This window comes from Arthrobacter sp. 10T425 (assembly GCF_056393985.1).
The window spans coordinates 81411-102760 of the sequence record NZ_JBFTGZ010000014.1; the positions used below are offsets into that span (position 1 = coordinate 81411).

18 protein-coding genes are annotated in these 21350 nt (G+C 67.6%); 16 read left to right on the forward strand and 2 right to left on the reverse strand.

All coding sequences use genetic code 11. From position 1 onward, the window contains the following. The first annotated feature begins 4 nt into the window (after nucleotides 1–4). The 16 genes from AC1DDH_RS15980 (at nucleotide 5) to dnaE (ending at nucleotide 19824) form a co-directional block, all read left to right on the forward strand. On the forward strand, nucleotides 5–1582 hold the full coding sequence (locus AC1DDH_RS15980) for a UDP-N-acetylmuramoyl-tripeptide--D-alanyl-D-alanine ligase (RefSeq protein ID WP_476873061.1): 1578 nt from the start codon (nucleotides 5–7) through the stop codon (nucleotides 1580–1582). Further along, nucleotides 1579–2688, forward strand: a complete 1110-nt coding sequence (gene mraY, locus AC1DDH_RS15985) for a phospho-N-acetylmuramoyl-pentapeptide-transferase (RefSeq protein ID WP_028275881.1) — start codon at nucleotides 1579–1581, stop codon at nucleotides 2686–2688. Before AC1DDH_RS15980 ends, mraY begins: the two co-directional genes overlap by 4 nt. Next, nucleotides 2670–4271: a UDP-N-acetylmuramoyl-L-alanine--D-glutamate ligase gene (gene murD / locus AC1DDH_RS15990; protein WP_476955803.1), complete on the forward strand. Its 1602-nt coding sequence runs from the start codon at nucleotides 2670–2672 to the stop codon at nucleotides 4269–4271. Before mraY ends, murD begins: the two co-directional genes overlap by 19 nt. Before the next feature lie 2 nt (nucleotides 4272–4273). Beyond that, nucleotides 4274–5791 (forward strand): putative lipid II flippase FtsW, encoded by a 1518-nt coding sequence (ftsW, locus tag AC1DDH_RS15995; protein WP_476955804.1) that lies wholly within the window; start codon nucleotides 4274–4276, stop codon nucleotides 5789–5791. 10 nt (nucleotides 5792–5801) lie between these two features. Continuing rightward, entirely contained in the window at nucleotides 5802–6989 is a 1188-nt protein-coding gene (locus tag AC1DDH_RS16000; protein WP_476955805.1) for a UDP-N-acetylglucosamine--N-acetylmuramyl-(pentapeptide) pyrophosphoryl-undecaprenol N-acetylglucosamine transferase, read from the forward strand. 4 nt (nucleotides 6990–6993) lie between these two features. Beyond that, a complete protein-coding gene (gene murC / locus AC1DDH_RS16005; RefSeq protein WP_476955806.1) occupies nucleotides 6994–8394 on the forward strand; it encodes a UDP-N-acetylmuramate--L-alanine ligase in 1401 nt (466 codons plus the stop codon). Then, complete coding sequence (locus AC1DDH_RS16010) at nucleotides 8387–9325, forward strand: cell division protein FtsQ/DivIB (RefSeq protein WP_476955807.1); 939 nt, start codon at nucleotides 8387–8389, stop codon at nucleotides 9323–9325. The genes murC and AC1DDH_RS16010 overlap by 8 nt, the downstream gene beginning before the upstream one ends. 254 nt (nucleotides 9326–9579) lie before the next feature. After that, on the forward strand, nucleotides 9580–10797 hold the full coding sequence (gene ftsZ, locus AC1DDH_RS16015; protein ID WP_476857734.1) for a cell division protein FtsZ: 1218 nt from the start codon (nucleotides 9580–9582) through the stop codon (nucleotides 10795–10797). A 114-nt stretch (nucleotides 10798–10911) separates the two neighbouring features. Then, nucleotides 10912–11688 carry a purine nucleoside phosphorylase YfiH/LACC1 family protein gene (locus tag AC1DDH_RS16020; protein WP_476955808.1) on the forward strand — a complete coding sequence of 259 codons (777 nt, stop codon included), beginning with the start codon at nucleotides 10912–10914 and terminating at the stop codon, nucleotides 11686–11688. Then, the gene (locus AC1DDH_RS16025; RefSeq protein ID WP_476955809.1) at nucleotides 11681–12499 is read left to right on the forward strand and encodes a YggS family pyridoxal phosphate-dependent enzyme; all 819 of its coding nucleotides are present in this window, start codon (nucleotides 11681–11683) and stop codon (nucleotides 12497–12499) included. The genes AC1DDH_RS16020 and AC1DDH_RS16025 overlap by 8 nt, the downstream gene beginning before the upstream one ends. Before the next feature lie 87 nt (nucleotides 12500–12586). Then, nucleotides 12587–13117: a cell division protein SepF gene (locus tag AC1DDH_RS16030; RefSeq protein ID WP_230008814.1), complete on the forward strand. Its 531-nt coding sequence runs from the start codon at nucleotides 12587–12589 to the stop codon at nucleotides 13115–13117. Nucleotides 13118–13254: 137 nt separating this feature from the next. Further along, on the forward strand, nucleotides 13255–13563 hold the full coding sequence (locus tag AC1DDH_RS16035) for a YggT family protein (RefSeq protein WP_230008815.1): 309 nt from the start codon (nucleotides 13255–13257) through the stop codon (nucleotides 13561–13563). Between the two features lie 164 nt (nucleotides 13564–13727). Beyond that, nucleotides 13728–14423, forward strand: a complete 696-nt coding sequence (locus AC1DDH_RS16040) for a DivIVA domain-containing protein (RefSeq protein ID WP_028275874.1) — start codon at nucleotides 13728–13730, stop codon at nucleotides 14421–14423. A 152-nt stretch (nucleotides 14424–14575) separates the two neighbouring features. Beyond that, on the forward strand, nucleotides 14576–15154 hold the full coding sequence (gene lspA, locus AC1DDH_RS16045) for a signal peptidase II (protein ID WP_223916639.1): 579 nt from the start codon (nucleotides 14576–14578) through the stop codon (nucleotides 15152–15154). Between the two features lie 25 nt (nucleotides 15155–15179). After that, the gene (locus AC1DDH_RS16050; protein ID WP_476932365.1) at nucleotides 15180–16148 is read left to right on the forward strand and encodes an RluA family pseudouridine synthase; all 969 of its coding nucleotides are present in this window, start codon (nucleotides 15180–15182) and stop codon (nucleotides 16146–16148) included. 118 nt (nucleotides 16149–16266) lie between these two features. Next, nucleotides 16267–19824, forward strand: a complete 3558-nt coding sequence (gene dnaE / locus AC1DDH_RS16055; protein ID WP_476850425.1) for a DNA polymerase III subunit alpha — start codon at nucleotides 16267–16269, stop codon at nucleotides 19822–19824. Between the two features lie 95 nt (nucleotides 19825–19919). Here the strand turns inward: dnaE and AC1DDH_RS16060 are convergent, their stop codons facing one another. After that, a complete protein-coding gene (locus AC1DDH_RS16060) occupies nucleotides 19920–20777 on the reverse strand; it encodes an anti-sigma factor (RefSeq protein ID WP_476955810.1) in 858 nt (285 codons plus the stop codon). Beyond that, complete coding sequence (locus AC1DDH_RS16065; RefSeq protein WP_476955811.1) at nucleotides 20764–21336, reverse strand: RNA polymerase sigma factor; 573 nt, start codon at nucleotides 21334–21336, stop codon at nucleotides 20764–20766. Before AC1DDH_RS16065 ends, AC1DDH_RS16060 begins: the two co-directional genes overlap by 14 nt. Nucleotides 21337–21350 lie beyond the last annotated feature (14 nt).

The window sequence follows — 21350 nt, forward strand, 5'->3', positions numbered from 1 at the left end:
CGAGATGATTGCATTTACAGCGGCGGAAATCGCCGACATAACCGACGGCCGGCTCGCCGCGGAACCGGGAATTACCCCCGCCTCCGTGGTGACCGACTCCCGCGAGGCCACGGCGGGTTCCCTCTATGTGGCCAAACCGGGGGAGAACGCCGACGGACACGACTTCGTCGGCGCAGCCTTTGACCGGGGCGCCGTATTGGCGCTCGTTGAGCGCGAAGTGGCCGACGCCGCCGGAACGGACTATCCCGCCGTCGTCGTTGAGGACACTGTCCTCGCCATGGGCGCGCTGGCCGCCGAAGCCGTACGCCGGATCCGCGCCAGCCGCGCCGCGGCCGGCGCCGCTTTCACCGTGGTCGGCATCACCGGCTCCGCCGGCAAAACCACCACGAAGGACCTGCTCGCCGGGATCTTCGCGGCCGCCGGCGCCGAAGGTGCCACAGTTGCGCCGCAAGGGTCCTACAACGGCGAGATCGGCGTACCGCTCACAGTCTTCAAGGCCGACTTCGACACCCGCTACCTCGTCATCGAGATGGGTGCCACGGGCATCGGCCACATCCAATACCTCGCGGACATGGTCCGGCCGGAGATCGGCGTCGTCCTCGGCGTCGGCTCCGCCCACGCCGGGGAGTTCGGCGGCGTCGAGAACATCGCGGTGGCCAAGGGCGAACTCGTGGAGGCGCTCCCGGCCGGGGGCACCGCCGTGCTGAACCTGGACGACTCCCGCGTCGCCGCGATGGCCACCCGGACCCGGGCCCGCGTGCTCGGCTACACCTCACGCGCGGCCGGCACAGGCCAGGACAACACCATCCAGGCCGACGTGGCCCAGGCCGATGTGGTGCGGGCCGCGGATGTGGACCTGAACGCCGACGGCCACCCGGAATTTGAGCTCTACCTGCCCGCCGACGTGACGGACGGGAAAGCAGAACAAGGACCAACCCGGCACCACGTCGCGGCCAAGCTGATCGGCGCCCATCACATGGCCAACCTCCTCGCGGCCGCGGCCGCGGCCCACGCGGCCGGCATCCCCGGCGCGCAGATCGCGGCCTCGCTCAGCGCGCAGACCGCCGCCAGCCGCTGGCGGATGGAACGCACGGAGCGTCCCGACGGCGTGACCGTCATCAACGATGCCTACAACGCCAACCCGGAGTCCATGCGGGCAGCACTGCGGACGCTGGCCGAGCTGGGCCGCGGCCGCCGCACCTGGGCGGTCCTGGGCGCCATGCTGGAACTGGGCCCGGATTCCATCCGCGAGCACATGGCAGTCGGCACCCAGGTGGTGCGGCTGAACATCTCGCGGCTCGTCGTGGTGGGCCGGGAGGCGCGGTCGCTGTATGTCTCCGCCGTCAACGAAGGCTCCTGGGGCGACGAATGCGTTTTCGCCGAGACGGCGGACGAGGCCTATGAGCTTCTCCAAGCCGAGCTCCAGCCCGGCGACCTGGTCCTGTTCAAGTCATCGAACGGCATCGGGCTGCGCCACTTGGGGGATCGGATAGCATTACCCCCACATGCCACCCAAGACTCTCCCGAGCGACCTGCTGAGGGAACTGCCGCAACCGCCACAGAAGGGAGTGCACAGCTGTGATTGCACTGCTGATGGGCGCCGGAATGGCGCTGCTCCTCGCGTTTGTGGGCACCCCGCTGTTCATCCGGTTCCTGGTCCGCAAGGGCTACGGACAATTCATCCGGGACGACGGACCCACCTCCCACCACACCAAGCGGGGCACGCCCACAATGGGCGGCACCGTGGTGGTCGTGGCGGTCCTTGTCAGCTACGGGCTCACGCACCTGATCATGTGGATGATGAACCCGCACTCACCGGGGCCAAGCGCCTCCGGGCTTCTCCTGCTCTTCCTCATGGTGGGCATGGGGCTGGTCGGATTCCTGGATGACTTCATCAAGATCTCCAAGCAGCGCAGCCTGGGCCTGGACGCCAAGGCCAAGCTGATCCTCCAGGGCGCTGTTGGCATCATCTTTGCCGTGCTGGCGCTGAACTTCCCGAATGCGGCGGGCCTGACCCCGGCGTCCACCCAGATCTCGCTGGTGCGCGACATTCCGTGGCTTAACCTCGCGTTCGCCGGGACCGTGCTCGGCGCCATCTTGTTTGTGCTGTGGTCCAACCTGATCGTCACGGCCGCGACTAACGGCGTGAACCTCACCGACGGCCTCGACGGCCTGGCCGCGGGCGCTTCCGTCATGGTGTTCGGGGCCTACACGCTCATGGGCATCTGGCAAAGCAACCAGGCCTGCGGATCCCCCCGGCAGGCCGGCAGCGGCTGCTACTCGGTCCGCGACCCCCTGGACCTGGCCCTGCTGGCCGCTATCCTGAGCGCGGCGATGGTCGGGTTCCTGTGGTGGAACACCTCGCCCGCGAAGATCTTCATGGGCGACACCGGCTCCCTTGCCATCGGCGGCGCCGTCGCAGCCTTCGCGATCCTGTCCCGCACCGAACTGCTGCTGGCCTTCATCGGCGGGCTCTTCGTCCTCATCACGCTCTCGGTCATTATCCAGGTGGGCTACTTCAAAATCACCAAGGGCAAACGGTTCTTCAAGATGGCACCGCTCCAGCACCACTTCGAGCTCAAGGGCTGGGCCGAAGTCACGGTGGTGGTCCGGTTCTGGATCCTGTCCGGGTTGTTTGTCGCCGCCGGCCTGGGCATCTTCTACGCCGAATGGGTGGTGCTGCTGTGACCGGTCCCATCCCCGCCCCGCTCACCACCTCGCCCCGGCTGCAGGGACTCACCACCTGGGATTCCGAGTGGGCCGGACTGCGCGTCGTGGTCACCGGCATCGGCGTCTCCGGCTTCGCCGCCGCCGACACCCTCATTGAACTCGGCGCCCGGGTGGTGGTGGTGGATGCCGCCACCAGCGCCAAGGCGCTGGCCCAGGCCGACACACTCCGCATCGTCGGCGCCGCGGACGTCCTGCTGGGCGAGGAAGCGGTGGAGTCCGTTCCGAAGATCGACGGGCAAAAGCCGGACCTGGTGGTCACGTCCCCGGGCTGGCGCCCGGACCAGGCACTGCTCGCCGCAGCGGCACGGGCGCACATTCCGGTGTGGGGCGACGTCGAGCTCGCCTGGCGGCTCCGCGAACGCGAGGGCCGTAAGACCGCCGACTGGCTGGCCATCACAGGCACCAACGGCAAGACCACCACGGTCGGCCTGACCGAATCCATGCTCCAGGCCGCCGGCCTGAAGGCGATCGCCGTAGGCAACGTCGGAACCCCGATCCTGGACGCCCTGCGCGATCCCGTGGACTACGACGCCTTCGCGGTGGAACTGTCCAGTTTCCAGCTGCACTGGAGCCACTCGGTGTCACCGGTGGCCAGCGTGTGCCTCAACGTCGCTGAAGACCACGTGGACTGGCACGGCTCCTACGCCTCCTACCTGGCCGACAAGGCCAAGGTCTACGCCAACACGCAGAAGGCCTGCATCTACAACGCCGAGCAGATCGAGACCGAACGCATGGTCGAGGACGCGGACGTGGTTGAAGGCTGCCGGGCCGTAGGCTTCACCACCCTCACCCCGGCGGTGAGCATGCTCGGCGTCGTGGAGGGGCTGCTGGTGGACCGGGCGTTCATCGCCGAACGCAAGGACAGCGCGGCCGAACTCGCCTCGATCGCTGACCTGGGGTCCGCGGCACCCCGCCACATGGTGGCCAACGCACTGGCCGCGGCTGCCCTGGTCCGCGCCTACGGGGTGGAGGCGTCGGCTGTGCGCCAGGGCCTGCTGAACTACCTTCCGGGAGACCACCGGATCCAGCTGGTGGCCCGGCATGAGGGCGTGCTGTGGATCAACGATTCCAAAGCCACCAATCCGCACGCCGCCGCCGCCTCGTTGTCCGCGTTCCAGAATGTGGTGTGGATCGCGGGAGGTTTGTCCAAGGGCGTGAATTACGACTCCCTGATCCAGGAACAGGGCAGCCGGCTCAAGGCCGTGGTCCTGATCGGCGCGGACTCCAGCGATCTGCAGGCCGCCCTGAAGCGACACGCGCCGGATGTCCCCGTGATCGGGCAGGGCAAGGGCGAGACTGAAGACGTGCAGACTGCCGGTACGGCCAAAGCCGACGCAGGCCCTTCGCCGATTTTCGGCGAGACTGTGATGGCCCAGGCCGTTGCCTCGGCGGCGCAGCTGGCCGCCTCCGGGGACACTGTGCTGCTGGCCCCGGCGGCTGCTTCCATGGACCAGTTCTCTTCCTATGCTCACCGTGGCGATGCCTTCATCGAAGCTGTCCGCGAGCTCGTGGAAGGGCAGGCTCAGACCAGCGAGGAGTAACAATGGTCAGCACGCCCACACGTACGACGGCGGCACGACCCGCCGCAGGCGGGGCCACCAGCGGCACGCCCGCCGGCCGTCCGGCCCCTTCGGCGGCTCGGCCAACGGCCGGCGGCCCCGCCGTCACCCCCGCGGCCCGGGTGCGTGCCTGGAGCCGCGGATTCTGGTCCGCGCTGGAAGGCACCGGCAAGTCGCGCAACGGATCCACGTACTACCTGATCCTTGGCTCCACCCTGGCGCTGACGGCGATCGGGATCATGATGGTCCTCTCGGCCTCCAGCGTGGAAGCCATCGCCGCGGGGGAGTCGCCGTACTCCGCCGCCCTCAAACAGGGCGGATTCGCCGCGATTGGTGTCTTCGCGATGCTTGTCCTCTCCCGCGTGAACGTCGTCTGGCTCAGGCGCTTCGCCTGGCCGCTCATGTTCCTGGCCATTGCGCTGCTGGGCCTGGTGCTCCTCGTGGGACGCAGCGCGCTGGGCAACCAGAACTGGATCGACGTCGGTCCGTTCACGTTCCAGCCCTCCGAAGCCGCCAAGCTCGCCCTCGCGCTCTGGATGGCCACCGTGCTTGACCGCAAGGCCAAGCTCCTCCACGAATGGCGCCACGCGCTCATTCCGGTCGTGCTCCCGGGCGCCATTGCGGTCCTGGGCCTCATCCTGGCCGGAAACGACCTCGGGACGGCCATGATCGTGATGATCATCGTGGCCGCCGCGCTGTTCTTCGCCGGCGTGCGGCTGTACCTTTTCGGGTTCGCCGGGGCGGTCCTGGCCCTTGGCGCGACGATCCTCGCCGTCACGAGCCCGAACCGGATGTGCCGCATCCTGTCATGGACGGGCCAGACCTGCGCCGACGGCTCCGACCTGAACTACCAGTCCACCAACGGCCTGTACGGGCTCGCGTCCGGCGGCTGGTTCGGCGTCGGACTGGGCCAGAGCCGGCAGAAGTACAGCTGGATCCCGGAAGCGCACAACGACTTCATTTTCGCGATCATCGGCGAGGAACTCGGACTGGTCGGCACGATCGTCGTCCTGGTCCTGTTCGCCATCCTCGGCACCGCCATCTACCGGGTGGTCGTCGCCCAGCACGATGTCTTCCACCGCGTCCTGGCCGGCACGATCATGGTCTGGCTGCTGGGCCAGGCCAGCGTCAACATGGCCGTGGTCACCGGTCTGGCACCGGTGATCGGTGTCCCATTGCCCTTCATTTCCTATGGCGGCTCGGCCCTGCTGATGTCGCTGTGCGCAATCGGCGTCGTCCTGTCCCTGGCCCGGGCCCAGATGGACCCCGGCATGCAGCCGAAGAAGATGCTCAGGTTCGGCCCGGCCGCCTTCGCCAATTCCGTGCGGAGGGCCCGCGCTGCCCGGGCTGCAAGGACTGCCGCCAGCCGGTCCGCCGCCAGCACGGCCTCCAGCCGGTCCGCCGCCCGCACGGCAGCCCGGCCCAAGGCCCCCGCAGGCAAGGCCCCCGCCGGCAAGAACCCCGCCAAGAGCCCCGCCACCAAGAACCGTACGAAAGCGTAAACAACCCTTCATGAACACCGAGTCGCCCTTGTCCGTGGTCCTTGCCGGCGGCGGAACCGCCGGCCATATCAGCCCGCTGCTGGCAATTGCCGGCGCCCTCCGGCAGTCCCGCCCCGGAGTGCAGCTCCTGGCTGTCGGGACCCCCGGGGGAATGGAAGCGCGGCTCGTCCCGGCGGCCGGCCTGGACCTTGCCACCATCAGCCGTGTCCCGCTCCCGCGCAGGCCTTCCGCGGATCTGCTCCGGCTGCCGGGCCGGATGGCCGGTGCGGTGAAGCAGGCGGGTTCCATCCTGGACGAGGCAGGCGCCGACGTCCTGGTGGGGGTCGGCGGGTACGTGTGCACACCGATGTACCTCGCTGCCCGGCGCCGGAAGATCCCAATCGTGGTCCACGAGGCCAACACCCGTCCCGGCCTGGCTAACCGCGTTGGCGCAGGCCTCGGCGCCCACGTGGCAGTGGCCTTCGCCGCGACCAAACTGGGCCGCGCCGCCCGGCACGTAGGCATGCCCATGCGCCCCGAAATTTCCGGCCTCGACCGCGCGGCCGCCCGGGCCGGTGCACGGCAGGCGCTCGGCCTGGACGCGGACCGGCCGACGCTCATCGTCACGGGCGGGTCCTCGGGCGCCCAGAGCATCAACCGGTCCCTCGCCGCGGCCGTCGGGGCCCTCGCCGACGCCGGCGTGCAGACCCTGCACATCACCGGTCGCGGCAAGTCCGTCCACGACGCCGACGGCAAACCGCTCGCCGCGCCAGGCTACCGGCAGGTGGAGTACGTCGACGGGATGGAAACCGTCTACGCCGCGGCGGACCTGCTGTTGGCCCGTGCCGGAGCCGCCACGGTCTGCGAGGTGGCCGCCGTGGGCGTGCCTGCCGTTTTCGTGCCCCTGCCCATCGGCAACGGCGAGCAGGCGTTGAACGCCGCGGGCCTGGTCGCCGCGGGCGGCGCATTGATAATCGATGACAAGGCCTTCTCCGCCGACTGGATCAGCGGGAACATCATTCCCCTGCTGCTGGACACGGACAGGCTGGACCGGATGGCAGCCAGCTCCGAACAGCTCGGCATCCGCGACGCCGACCGGCGCATGGCCGATCTCATCCTCGGGGTCGCGTCTTCGAACGAGCGCAGCGGGAACCGGCAGCGTCCGAACCGGCAGCGTCCGAAACAGCAGGGCACGAACCAGCACGGCAGGAAGCAGTAGAGCAATGACCCAGCCCCAACACGGCACGCATGCCCTGGAATCCCTCGGCCGCGTCCACTTCATCGGCATCGGCGGCGTCGGCATGTCCGCCGTTGCCCGCATCATGGTGGCCCGCGGCGTCCCGGTGAGCGGCTCCGACGCCAAGTCGCTGCCCGTCATGGCGGACCTCGCGGCCGCCGGGGCGCGGATCGCCGTCGGCTATGCTCCCGGCAACCTGGGAGACGCCCAGACGGTGGTCGCCGGCTCCGCGATCCGGCCCGACAACCCCGAGCTCGCGGCGGCCCGCGCCGCCGGACTCCCGGTGCTGCACCGCTCCGAGGCGCTGGCCGCCACGATGGCGGATGACACTGTGGTGGCAGTCGCCGGAACGCACGGCAAGTCCACCACGACCTCAATGATCACGGTGCTGCTGCAGGGCGCCGGACTGGACCCGTCCTTCGCGATCGGCGCCAACGTGCCCGCGCTCGGAGTCAATGCGGCACACGGCACGGCGGGCATCTTCGTCGCCGAGGCCGACGAATCGGACGGCTCCTTCCTGAACTACCGCCCCACGATCGCCGTGGTGACCAACGTCGAGCCGGACCACCTGGACTTCTACGGCACCGCCGAGGCCGTCTATGCCTCCTTCGACCGCTTCACGGCCCTGCTCCCGGCGGACGGCGTCCTGGTGGCGTGCGCTGACGACCCCGGGGCCAGGGCACTGGCCGAGCGCACCCTGGCCCGCGGCAACACCCGCGTGGTGCTTTACGGAACCGCCGACGACGCCGCCATCCGGCTGCACGACGCGGGACCCGGCCGAATGGGGATCTCGACGACGGCGGGCACGTTCGGCGTCGAACTGCAGGTTCCGGGCCGGCACAACGCACTCAACGCTGCCGCCGCCTTCGCCGTCGCGATCGAACTCGGCGTCGCGCCCGGCACCGCCGCGGCGGCACTGGCCCACTTCTCCGGCGCCTCGCGCCGTTTCGAGTTCAAGGGGGAGGGCCGCGGCGTCCGCGTCTACGACGACTATGCCCACCACCCCACGGAAGTCCGCGCCGCCCTGTCCGCGGCACGGGCCGTCGCCGGGGAGCACAAGGTCCACGTGATCTTCCAGCCGCACCTGTTTTCCCGGACCCGGGAATTTGCCCGCGAGTTCGCCGAAGCGCTCAACACCGCGGACACGGCCCTGGTCCTGGACATCTATCCTGCCCGCGAGGATCCCATTCCAGGGGTCACCAGCGGGCTGATCGCCGAGCACCTGGGCTCAGGCGGCCGCCTTGTCGGACCCGACGGGGAGGCTGTGCAGGCACTGCTGGCGGCCGCCGGGCCCGGGGACATCGTGCTGACCGCCGGCGCCGGTGACGTCACGGCCTACGGGCCGTTGATTGTCGAGGCCCTGACGGCGGAGGCCGCCGGTGCCTAGCACCAGGCGCCCCACCTACCGTGGCGGATCCGGCACGAGTGGGTCCGGCACCGGCGGATCCGGCTCCCGGCCGCCGTCCGCCGGGACGGGCACGGATGTCATTTCTGCGTCCAAGACCGCCACGGACACCGCCGCGGACACCGCCGTCGGTCGGTCCCGCAATCCGCAGAACCTGCAGAACCCGCAGGCCACCCCGGACAACGGGCCCGGAAAGGTGCTGTCCTTCCCCGAGCCCAAGGGCAAGCGCCGTCGGCGGATCCTGCTCAGCACCATCGGGATCGTGGCCGTGCTGATGGCGGGCATCGTCGCGGCCGCCGTCTACTCGCCCGTGCTGGCCCTGCGCACGGTCACGGTGGAGGGTACAAAGATGCTGCACCCGGATCAGGTCCAGGCCGCCCTCGCGCCCCTTCAGGGCAAGCCGCTGCCGCAGATCAGCGAGGAGGAGGTCACAGCCCTGCTCAAGCCGCTGGTCCAGGTCAAGTACGTCACCGCGAAGGCGCTGCCGCCCGCCACCTTGCAGGTGCACGTCACCGAGCGCATTCCCGTGGCCCTGGTCAAGCAGGGCAAGACATTCCAGCTGGTGGACGTCGACGGTGTCCAGCTCAGCACCACCGCCGATGCGGCCTCGGTATCGCTGCCGGTGATCGACGGCGGCAGCGGAACGCTGCCGAAGGACCTGTTCCAGGCCATCACGGCAGTGCTGGGGGCCCTGCCGGCGGATGTGCTGGCGCGGCTCTCCAACGCCTCTGCCGCGTCGGCCGACGCCGTCGAACTCAAACTCGTCGACGGGCAGACAATCGTCTGGGGCAACGCGGGGGAGAAGGAGCTGAAGGCACGGGTCCTTTCTGCCCTCCTGAAGGTCCCGGCCGACGCCAAAAACCCGGTGAAGGTCTACGATGTCAGCGTGCCCCGGCACCCAGTCACGCGGTAGCCGGCAATCGGATCCGCCGCGTCACGGATGTCCAGCGGACGTCCAGCTGCCCGCGGGACTACTTACAGGGGCTATTTGCCCGGTAATCGCGCGACACGCGGCGCCGGTTATTGAATGTCCCCTGCATAGGAAATACCGTCACAGACATGAGTTACTTGACATAACTATAACCTTCAAGTCGAAGGTTAAGGTTCAAAGCTTCAAGCAGGACTCGATCAGTTTTCGCATTAGTACACGAACAAGGGACACGTAACGTGGCAGCTCCGCAGAATTACTTGGCCGTCATCAAGGTCGTCGGCATCGGCGGCGGTGGCGTGAACGCAGTCAACCGCATGATCGAGGTCGGTCTTCGCGGCGTCGAATTCATCGCCATCAACACCGATGCCCAGGCATTGTTGATGAGCGATGCCGACGTCAAGCTCGACGTCGGGCGTGAGCTGACCCGTGGACTCGGTGCTGGCGCGAACCCTGAAGTTGGCCGGCAGGCCGCGGAGGACCACGCCGATGAAATCGAAGAGGTCATCCGGGGCGCAGACATGGTCTTCGTCACCGCCGGCGAAGGCGGCGGAACCGGAACCGGCGGCGCCCCCGTCGTCGCCCGGATCGCACGGTCCCTTGGCGCCCTGACCATCGGCGTCGTGACGCGCCCCTTCACGTTTGAAGGCCGCCGCCGTGCCGGCTCCGCCGAGGCCGGCATCGACGCCCTGCGCGATGAAGTCGACACCCTGATCGTGATCCCGAACGACCGCCTGCTCTCCATCAGCGACCGCAACGTCTCCGTCCTGGACGCGTTCCGTTCCGCCGACCAGGTTCTGCTCTCCGGTGTCCAGGGCATCACGGACCTCATCACCACCCCCGGCCTGATCAACCTCGACTTCGCCGACGTCAAGTCCGTCATGCAGGGTGCCGGTTCCGCGCTGATGGGCATCGGTTCTGCCCGCGGCGAAGACCGCGCCGTGAAGGCCGCGGAGCTGGCCATCGCCTCCCCGCTGCTGGAAGCATCGATCGACGGCGCGCACGGCGTGCTGCTGTCCATCCAGGGCGGCTCGGACCTTGGCCTCTTCGAAATCAACGAGGCAGCCCGCCTGGTCCAGGAAGTCGCCCACCCGGAGGCCAACATCATCTTCGGCGCCGTGATCGACGACGCCCTCGGCGACGAGGCACGCGTCACCGTCATCGCCGCCGGCTTCGACGACGTCAAGGCCACCTCGCCGTCCATGGACCAGTCCCTGCCGGCCGCGCCGCAGCGTCCCGCGTCCCCCGCCCCCGCCCCGGCGCAGGCACCCGCCTCCGCCCCGGTTCAGCCGCTGCACGCCACCGTCGGCGCCTCCGGCTACGGCGGCTGGGGCCAGCAGCGTCCCTCTGCCGTACCGGCCGATTCGGGCTTCGACGTCGACCTTCCGGCCGTCGTGGAGCCGGACCTGTCCGGCCGGCACTCCGATGACCTGGATGTCCCGGACTTCCTGAAGTAAATAGTTCCGCTCCTGCATGGCACCGCCGTCCGGCGGTGCCATGCTGCTTTGCGGCGGGTTACGGTGGATTGTATGAACGCAGGTATTCCGGACATGTTGATGGCGGTGGTGTGATTGTTTTGCTGGCGGGCTGAAGTCCGGCCGGGCGTATGGGTGGCCTTCACCGACGCCGGAGCCGGGAACCTGGCACTGCATGTCGGTGATGACCCCGTGGCGGTGCGCCGCCGGCGCGCGGAGCTCGAAGCGGCCGCCGGGCTCGGCGGGCGCTCCTTCCGTTACATGAACCAGGTCCACGGCAGTGACGTCGCCACCATCGTTGGGTCCACGGCCGCGGACTCCGCGGGTGAAGGTCCGGCCGCGCCCACGGCCGATGCCATGGTCTCCCTGACTGAGCCGCTGGCCGTCCTGGTAGCCGACTGCGTGCCTGTGGTGCTGGTCGGCGAGGATCCGGCCGGGGCGCCGGTGCTGGGCGTCGTCCACGCCGGACGGCCAGGCGTCGCCGCCGAGGTGGTGCCAGCCGCTGTGGCCCGCCTCCGGGAGCTCGGTGCGGACCGCATCAGCGCCTGGGTGGGCCCCTCGGTCTGCGGGCGCTGCTATGAAGTCCCCGGCAGCCTGCGCGCGGACGTTTCCGCGGCCGTGCCTGCCACCTGGTGCACCACCTCGACCGGCACCCCTGGCCTGGACCTGCCGGCCGGAGTGCGGAGCCAGCTGGAAGCTGCGGGCGTCGCGATCGAATACTCCGGGGGATGCACCCTCGAGGACGACACCCTCTTCTCCTACCGCCGCAACAGCCACACCGGCCGCTTCGCCGGGCTGGCGTGGACGGACGGCACCCACGGGACTGACGGCACTGACGGGACTGACGGGAAAAGGGATTATGGCCATGACTGAACCGGCGCAGCGCCCGGACGCACACGCCGTCGAGCCCGTCGCGGCGCCGGGGGAGAACCATGAGAACCGAACGGACGCGCTGGAAGGCCCCCGTCTGGCCCAGCTGGAGGCGAACCTCGCGGCCGTCCGCCGCCGGATCGACGCCGCCGTGGCCGCCGCGGGCCGGCAGGCGGCGCCGCCGCGCCTGATCGTCGTCACCAAGTTCCATCCTGCGCTGGACGTCCGGCGGCTGGCGTCGCTGGGGGTCACCGACGTCGGGGAGAACCGGGACCAGGAGGCCGCGGAAAAGGCGGCGCAGCTTCAGGACCTTGGCCTGAGCTGGCACTTCATCGGTCAACTCCAAAGCAAGAAGGCCAAATCCGTGGTGAAGTACGCCGCGTCCGTGCACTCCGTGGACCGGGAAGCCGTCGCCTCGGCCCTGGCCAAGGCGATGGCCGTCGAAGCCGACCGCACCGGCCGCCCGCCCCTGGACTGTTTCATCCAGGTCAGCCTGGCCGAGCAGGCCGGCGACGCAGCAGCGGCCCACCGCGGCGGCGCGGCGCCCGGCGGAGTCACCGCGCTGGCCGAACAGGTCGCCGGTGCCGGCGGACTGAGGCTCGCCGGCGTCATGGCCGTTGCCCCGCTCGGGGCGGACCCGGCGGCTGCCTTCGAAAAGCTGGCGGGCATTTCCGGGCGCCTGGCCGAACAATTTCCCTACGCCACGGGAATATCCGCCGGCATGAGCCAGGACCTCGAAGAGGCCGTCCGCTTCGGGGCGACACACCTGCGCATTGGCTCCGATATTCTCGGTCCGCGTCCGGCCCTGCGGTAAGTTCGACATATTGGAAGGTAATGGCGGGGATTCCAAGGCTGTCTAGTCACTAAGCGGCCCGCTTACGGACAAGATTAGGAGTCGACCATGGCTGGCGCTCTGCGCAAGACAATGATCTATCTTGGGCTCGCCGACGGCGACGAACACTACGAGTCTGAGCACCCCACACCGCACAAGGATGAGGACGAATCCATGGAGCAGGACCGCGAGGAACGACGTGCTCCGGCGCCCGTCCGCGAGGTCCCCCGGGAAGAGCCCCACGCCGCTGAAGAGGAATATCGCGCACCTGTGACACCCATCAAGCGTGCGGCATCGAGCCGCGAAGAGACCACCGGACTCCGGCAAATCACGACCATCCATCCGCGGTCGTACAACGACGCCAAGCTCATCGGCGAAAGCTTCCGCGACGGCATCCCCGTCATCATGAACGTCACCGACATGGGCGAGGCTGACGCCAAGCGCCTCGTGGACTTCTCCGCCGGTCTTGTTTTCGGCCTGCGCGGCAGCATCGAACGGGTGACGAACAAGGTCTTCCTGCTCTCGCCGTCGTACGTCGAAGTCATTGGCGACGACAAGAAGGTCAGCGAGACGCAGGCAAGTTTCTTCAACCAGAGCTAGGCCCGAATATTCGGTACTGATGCCAGGCGGGGACACCTGCCTGGCATCCGTGCGGAATTATCCGTGTTGAAATAGAAGTGACACTTTCCTTAGGACACTTCGGTATCCGGAATGAACATGGAGATATGAGTTAGCTCATGGGAATTGTTTTGGGGCTCGTCTATATCGTTCTGTTGCTTTTTTTCGTGGCATTGATCATCCGTCTGGTCTACGACTGGGTGCAGATGTTTGCCCGAAGCTGGCGGCCGCGCGGTTTGGCACTAGTGACCGCCCATGCTGTGTATTCGGTCACGGACAAGCCCCTCAAACTGCTCCGCCGGCTCATCCCGCCGCTGCGGTTGGGCGGAATGTCGCTGGACATAGGCTTCCTGCTGCTGTTCGTGGCCGTGAGCGTGGCGATGTGGATCGTCAAGGGCCTGGTGTACGCCCAGCCGATCGCGGCATAGGCCGCAGCCGCAGCCGGGCAGCGACCTGCCCGGCCCAGGCCCAAACCGAAAGTAAACTCCGGTTTGACACTGCGGTGTTGAATTAGAGGAACCAGACCATATTTAGGTACCGTAGTTTGACGGCCGGAAGGCCTACTGACTAACTAGACCAACGAGGTGACCAGATGGCTTTGACGCCAGAAGACGTTGTCAACAAGCGCTTTCAGCCGACCAAGTTCCGCGAAGGCTACGACCAGGACGAGGTTGACGACTTCCTGGACGAGATCGTCGTCGAACTTCGGCGCCTGAACCAGGAGAACGACGAGCTGCGCAAGAAGCTCGCCGAATCCGGCGCCGGCACGCCTGCCAGCTCCGCAGCCGCCGCACCCGTGGTGGAAAAGGTCCCGGCACCCGTCAAGGCCGAGAAGGAAGACACCGCCAAGGCCGAGGCCGAGGCCAAGGCAAAGGCGGCCGCAGAAGCCGCTAAGAAGAAGGAAGCCGAGCAGGCCGCCAAGGCCGCCCAGGTTGTCGAGCCGGCGCGCAGCGCCGCCACCCCGGCGTCGGAGTCCGCCGCCGGCCTGCTCGCCATGGCGCAGCAGATGCACGACAAGCACGTCGCCGACGGCGAGCAGCAGCGGGACAAAATCATCGCTGAAGCTCAGATCGAGGCCAGCAGCCTCGTCAACGATGCGCAGGAAAAGTCCCGCAAGATCCTCGGTGCCCTCGAGCAGCAGCGCTCCGTCCTGGAACGCAAGGTCGAGCAGCTTCGCGGCTTCGAGCGCGACTACCGCTCACGCCTGAAGGCCTACATCGAAGGCCAGCTCCGCGACCTGGACGCCCGCGGCTCCGTCGCGGCCCCCGAGGTTGGCGAAGCCAGCTAGGGCAAAAAGCAAGTATTCTGAAAGCCGGTGGCTGAGGATTCCTCGGCCGCCGGCTTTTCCCTTTTCCCGCAACGTGCCGGCACCGGCCCAGGTGCCCGGCGCTTGCCGGTACCTGAACCCGGTCCCCGCACTGGCTCCCGATCGAAAGCCCTATGACTGACGCACCATCACCAGACGCCATGCAGCCTGTCGAGGCGGCACAGCCCGTGCGCGCCCGGCCGCGGCGGGCAAAGCTGTTTGTCCTGTTCGCTGCCTTCGCGGTCTTCGCCTACGTGTTCGACCAGCTCACCAAGCTCTGGGTCACGACCACCATGACCGAGGGTGAGCGGATCCCCGTGCTTCCCCCGCTGCTGCACTGGTTCTACATCCGCAACTCGGGGGCGGCGTTCTCGATCGGCGAGAACGTCACCTGGGTGTTCACGATCATCATGGCGGCCGTGTCTGTCGCGATCCTGCTGCAGCTGCGCAAGCTCGGTTCGCTCTGGTGGGCTCTGGCGCTGGGACTGCTGCTCGGCGGCGCACTCGGCAACCTGACGGACCGGCTGTTCCGCGAGCCGTCCTTCGCGATGGGCCATGTGGTGGACTTCATCCAGCTGCCAAACTTCGCGATCTTCAACATCGCCGACTCCGCCGTCGTCTCCGCCGTCGTGATCATCTGCCTGCTCACGCTCCGCGGAATCTCCCTGGACGGCTCGCGCCATACGAAGGATACGGTGGCTAACGATGTCTGACACTGCCTCAGGAAACGCCGCTGATATGGCGGCCGATATGGCCGCCGAAGCCGGCACCGCACCCGCCGGGCACCACCGATTCACCGTCACGGAGGACCTCGCCGGTGCCCGTGTGGACGCCGGACTGGCCCGGCTGATGGACATCTCCCGCTCGCAGGCCGCAGTCCTGATCGCCGAAGGCAACGTCACCAGCAACGCAGGGAAGGTGGGAAAGTCCCTCAAACTCACCCTGGGCACCGTGCTTGAGGTCGTGGTGCCGGACCGCAGGGACCCCCTGGAAATCGTGGAGGAAGTAGTGGACGACCTGTTGATCCTGCTGGACGATGACGAATTTGTGGTCATCGACAAACCGGTCGGTGTCGCCGCCCACCCTTCGCCCGGCTGGGTGGGACCCACGGTGGTGGGTGGCCTCGCCGGGCTCGGCTACCGGATTTCGACGTCGGGCGCCCCGGAGCGCGCCGGCATCGTCCATCGGCTCGATGTCGGCACTTCCGGTGTCATGGTGGTGGCCAAGACCGAAAATGCCTACACCGTGCTCAAGCGCGCATTCAAGGAGCGCACCGTGGACAAGGTCTACCACGCCGTCGTCCAGGGCCTTCCCGATCCGCTGGCGGGCACCATCGACGCGCCCATCGGCCGGCACCCGGGCCATGACTGGCGGTTTGCCGTGACCGAGGACGGCCGTGATTCGGTGACGCACTATGAGGTCCTGGAAGCTTTCGGGAAGGCCTCACTCGTGGAGGTGCACCTCGAAACGGGCCGCACCCACCAGATCCGCGTGCATTTCTCGGCCCTGCGCCACCCCTGCGCCGGTGACCTCACCTACGGAGCGGACCCGAGGCTGGCCGCCACCCTCGGCCTCACCCGGCAGTGGCTGCACGCCCGGGAACTGTCCTTCGACCACCCGCGGACAGGGGAGCGGGTTACCGTCGCCAGCGAGTACCCGCAGGACCTGCAGTACGCGCTGACGGTCCTGGAGTCCGGAAACGCCTGAGCCGCACGGCACGGGCGGCCTGAATCCACGGGGTTCTGCCGGGCCGCCCGTTGCCGCCGTTCGGTGCCCACCGCCGTGGCTGCACGCCGCCGTCGTGGCACGGCACTAGAATGGTGCGGTGACTTCCAGCAACGACTCGTTTGTCCATCTCCACAACCACACCGAGTACTCGATGCTGGACGGTGCCGCCCGGCTCGGTGAGCTGTTCGACGAAACCGAACGGCTCGGCATGCCGGCCCTCGCCACGACGGACCACGGCTACCTGTTCGGCGCCTTCGACTTCTGGAAGCGCGCAACAGACCAGGGCATCAGACCCATCATCGGCGTCGAAGCCTATGTGACTCCCGGGACCGCCCGCACGGACAAGACCCGTGTGCGCTGGGGCGAGGAGCACCAGCGCAAGGACGACATTTCCGGCGGCGGCTCGTACACGCACATGACCCTGCTCAGCTACAACAACGTGGGCATGCGGAACCTTTTCCGGGCCTCCTCGATCGCCTCGCTGGACTCGGTCTTCGGCAAATGGCCCCGGCTGGACCGTGAGCTGCTGAACACCTACTCGGAAGGGCTCATCGCCACCACCGGCTGCCCGTCCGGCGAGGTCCAGACCCGGCTGCGGCTCGGCCAGTACCGCGAAGCCCTGGAGGCCGCGGCGGAGTTCCGCGACATCTTCGGGGCGGAGAACTACTTCTGTGAGCTCATGGACCACGGCCTGGACATCGAGCGGCGCGTCACAGGTGACCTCCTGCGCCTGGCCAAGGACCTGAACCTGCCGCTGGTGGCCACCAACGACCTGCACTACACGCACGAGCATGACGCCAAGGCGCATGAGGCCCTGCTGGCCATCCAGTCCGGTTCCACCCTCCTGGAGCCGACCTACGACAACGGCGGCTCGCGCTTCGCCTTCTCCGGCAGTGGCTACTACCTGAAGTCACCGCAGGAAATGCGCGAACTGTTCCGCGACCACCCCGAGGCGTGCGACAACACGCTCCTGATCGCCGAACGCTGCGAAGTTTCCTTCAACACCGGCGCCAACTACATGCCCCGGTTCCCCTGCCCGGAGGGGGAGGACGAAACGTCGTGGCTGGTCAAGGAGGTCGACAAGGGACTCCGCTACCGCTATCCCCAGGGCATCCCGGACAAGGTCCGCAAGCAGGCCGACTATGAGCTCGAAGTCATCACCTCGATGGGCTTCCCGGGCTACTTCCTCGTCGTCGCCGACTTCATCAACTGGGCCAAGAACAACGGCATCCGGGTCGGTCCCGGGCGCGGCTCCGGCGCCGGCTCCATGGTGGCCTACGCGATGCGCATCACCGACCTGGACCCGCTGCACCACGGCCTGATCTTCGAGCGCTTCCTCAACCCGGACCGCGTCTCCATGCCTGACTTCGACGTCGACTTCGATGACCGGCGACGTTCCGAAGTGATCGACTACGTCACGCGCAAATACGGCGACGAGCGCGTGGCGATGATCGTCACCTACGGCACCATCAAGACCAAGCAGGCCCTCAAAGACTCCTCGCGCGTGCTGGGCTACCCGTTCAGCATGGGCGAGACGCTGACCAAGGCGCTCCCGCCGGCCGTGATGGCCAAGGACATCCCGCTGGCCGACATCCAGAACAAGGACTCCAAGCGCTACAGCGAGGCCGGCGACTTCCGCCAGCTCATCAGCACCGACCCGGAGGCCGCCAAGGTCTTCGAGACGGCGCTGGGCATCGAGGGCCTGAAGCGGCAATGGGGCGTGCACGCCGCCGGCGTCATCATGTCCTCGGACCCCATCATCGACGTGATCCCGATCATGCGCCGTTTCCAGGACGGCCAGGTCATCACCCAGTTCGACTACCCGACGTCCGAAGGCCTCGGCCTGATCAAGATGGACTTCCTCGGGCTGCGAAACCTGACGATCATTTCCGATGCCCTGGAAAACATCAAAATGAACCGCGGCATCGAGCTCGACCTCGAAACGCTCGAGTTGGATGACACGGCGTCCTACGAACTGCTGGCCCGCGGAGACACACTGGGCGTCTTCCAGCTCGACGGCGGCCCCATGCGGTCCTTGCTCAAGCTGATGAAGCCTGACAACTTCGAGGACATCTCCGCCGTGCTGGCCCTCTACCGGCCCGGACCCATGGGCGCCAACGCGCACACCGACTACGCGCTGCGCAAGAACAAGATCCAGGAAGTCATACCGATCCACCCGGAGCTCGAGGAACCGCTGTCCGAGATCCTCGGCGGGACCTACGGGCTGATCGTGTACCAGGAGCAGGTCATGGCCGTGGCGCAGAAGCTCGCCGGCTATACCCTGGGCCAGGCCGATATCCTGCGCCGCGCCATGGGCAAGAAGAAGAAATCCGAGCTGGACAAGCAGTTCGCCGGCTTCTCCCAGGGCATGCAGGACAACGGCTATTCCATGGCCGCGGTCAAGACCCTCTGGGACATCCTGCTGCCGTTCTCCGACTACGCCTTCAACAAGGCGCACTCGGCCGCCTACGGCGTGATCTCCTACTGGACCGCGTACCTGAAGGCGCACTACGCGCCGGAGTACATGGCTGCCCTGCTGACCTCAGTGGGCGACGACAAGGACAAGTCGGCGATCTACCTCAACGAATGCCGGCGCATGGGCATCACGGTGCTGCCGCCCGACGTCAACGAGTCAGCCCTCAACTTCACCCCTGTGGGCACCGACATCCGCTTCGGCATGGGCGCCATCCGCAACGTCGGCGTGAACGCCGTCGAAGCCATGGTGGCGGCGCGCGAAAAAGAAGGCGCCTACACCTCCTTCAAGGACTACCTCCTGAAGGTCCCGGCAGTGGTCTGCAACAAGCGCACCATCGAATCCCTGATCAAGGCCGGCGCCTTCGACTCGCTCGGCCACCCCCGGCGGGCCCTGGCCATGATCCATGAAGAAGCGATCGACTCCGTCATCACCCTCAAGCGCAACGAGGCGATCGGCCAGTTCGACCTCTTCGCCGGCTTTGAGGACCAGGAGCCCGAGGCGTCGCTCAGCACCGAGATCCCGGACCTGCCGGAATGGGAGAAGAAGGACAAACTGGCGTTCGAGCGCGACATGCTCGGCCTCTACGTCTCCGACCACCCGCTGCAAGGACTGGAAGGGCTCCTGAGCCAGCACGCCGACCGGTCGATCACCTCGATCATCGCCGAAGACGGCCCGCCGGACGGCTCGATCGTGACCATCGCCGGTATGATCACCTCGCTCAGCCGGCGGATCGCCAAGGCCAGCGGCAACGCCTACGCCCGGGCCGAAATCGAGGACCTCGCCGGTTCCATGGAGGTCATGTTCTTCGGCCAGGTCTACGGCCCCATCGCCTCGGTGCTCGCGGAGGACCTGATCGTGGTGGTCAAGGGCCGGCTGCAGCGGCGCGACGACGGCGCCGTCACCTTGAACTGCATGGAACTCTCCGTGCCGGACCTCAGCGACAGCCAGAACGGGCCCGTGGTGATCACCATGGCCACGCACAAGGCCACCGAGGCCGTGGTCACCGAGCTGGGCGACGTGCTGCGCACCCACCGCGGAAATTCGGAGGTCCGCCTGCACCTGCAGGGCGACACCCGGGTGGAGGTCATGGGCCTGCCGGTGCACCTGCGCGTCAACCCGAGCCCGTCACTGTTCGGCGATCTGAAGGTGCTGCTCGGCCCGACCTGTTTGGATAACTGACATGCAGGGGGTTGCTGGCGGCCAGGCAAGGCTGAGCGATCCAGGGCACCCTGAGTATCGCCGCCCCGCGAGGGTTCACGAACAGCATCCGAGGATCATGTTTTCGGGTTGAGCGTTCCCCGGGCGATGCTGTCGGCGGAGTGGGCCGGGTTCCCGTTGTATGGCTGGTTGGAGACGTCCACGATGGGGTACTGGGCCAGATCAATGCCGTCCGGGATGGTGAAGATGCCGGATTCATTGTCGAGGACACCCAGGCTGACCATTCTGGACAGGTCGGCAGAGCCGACCCACACTCCCCGGAATCCGGTGATGTGGTCGTTGGAGAGCCGGATGATCAGGTGCCGGGTTCCATCGGGGAGTTGCTCTACCCGGGCGTCTCCGCTCCCGGTATGTGCGGGCAGCGGAGTCAGGGACGTTTGGGCGACGACTGTCGAAGCGGGACCCGACTGGGTGGAGGTGGGTGTGGGAGTGCCGGTGTGTCCGAGAACTCCGGCAGCGGTCCATCCGGCGGCCGTGCCAAGAACGATTCCGGCCGCAGCCGCGATAACCCACAGACCGGGACGGCCATGCCTGTCTTTGGCGCGGGGCCGCAGTGGTATCGGTGCCGGCTTTGTGCCGCCGCCGTGGTTCGGGCGCGCCTCCGCCGCGGCAGGTTTCTCCGGTGCGGCTGGTTTCTCCGGTGCAGGGTGCCCGGAGCTGGGCTGGCTCAAGGGATCCGTTGCGAGGGCCGGCGAGAGGCCGAGGGCCTGATGGATGGCGGCCCAGTTCTGGCTGCCGGGTTGCTCGAGTTCGACGCCTGCGGTGTCGAGGGTGGCAACGTGCACGGCATGTTGCAGGCCTCGGAGGGTTTCGCTGCACGCGGGGCAGGTGGCGAGGTGGTCGGCGTCGGCGTCCGTGCCCAGGGGCTCGCCAAGGGCCAGCAGACTAAGAAGTTCGGCGTCAAGGTGTTCCATGTTCCACCTCCAGGCGGGTGCGTAAGCGGGTGAGGCTGCGCCGGATGTGGCTTTTGACAGTACCGAGCGGCAGGTTGAGGCGCGACGAGATCTGGTCGTGAGTCAGGTCTTCATAGAACGCCAGCCGCATTATTGCTTGCTGTGGATCCCCTAAATGCTCCAGTTCTTCGTCCAACGTCAGGCGGTCGGCGACCTCTTCTACGTCCCCGGCGTCCGGGCGGGAAGCGGGGTCAACGACCAAGAGAGTGGCTGCTTGTTCGAGATGGCGCTGGCGGGAGCGAGCGGACAAGGCATCGGAGATTGCATTGCGGGCGATTCCGATCAGCCATGCCGGCAGCCGCGCCGCCTCCGGGCGAAATGTGGTCCGTGATTTCCAGGCCCGAATGAAGACCTCCTGGGTGACGTCGTCGGCAGCGGCACGCTCTCCCAAGGATCTTAGCGCCAGCGTGTAGACGAGCGGACTGAACCGTCGGTACGCCTCCGCGAGGACGTGTTCGTCGCCGCCGGCAAATGCTTGGTCGAGACCGGAGTCCCAATCGTGCGATGCGGCAGCCTCCATCAGATGCTCCTTTG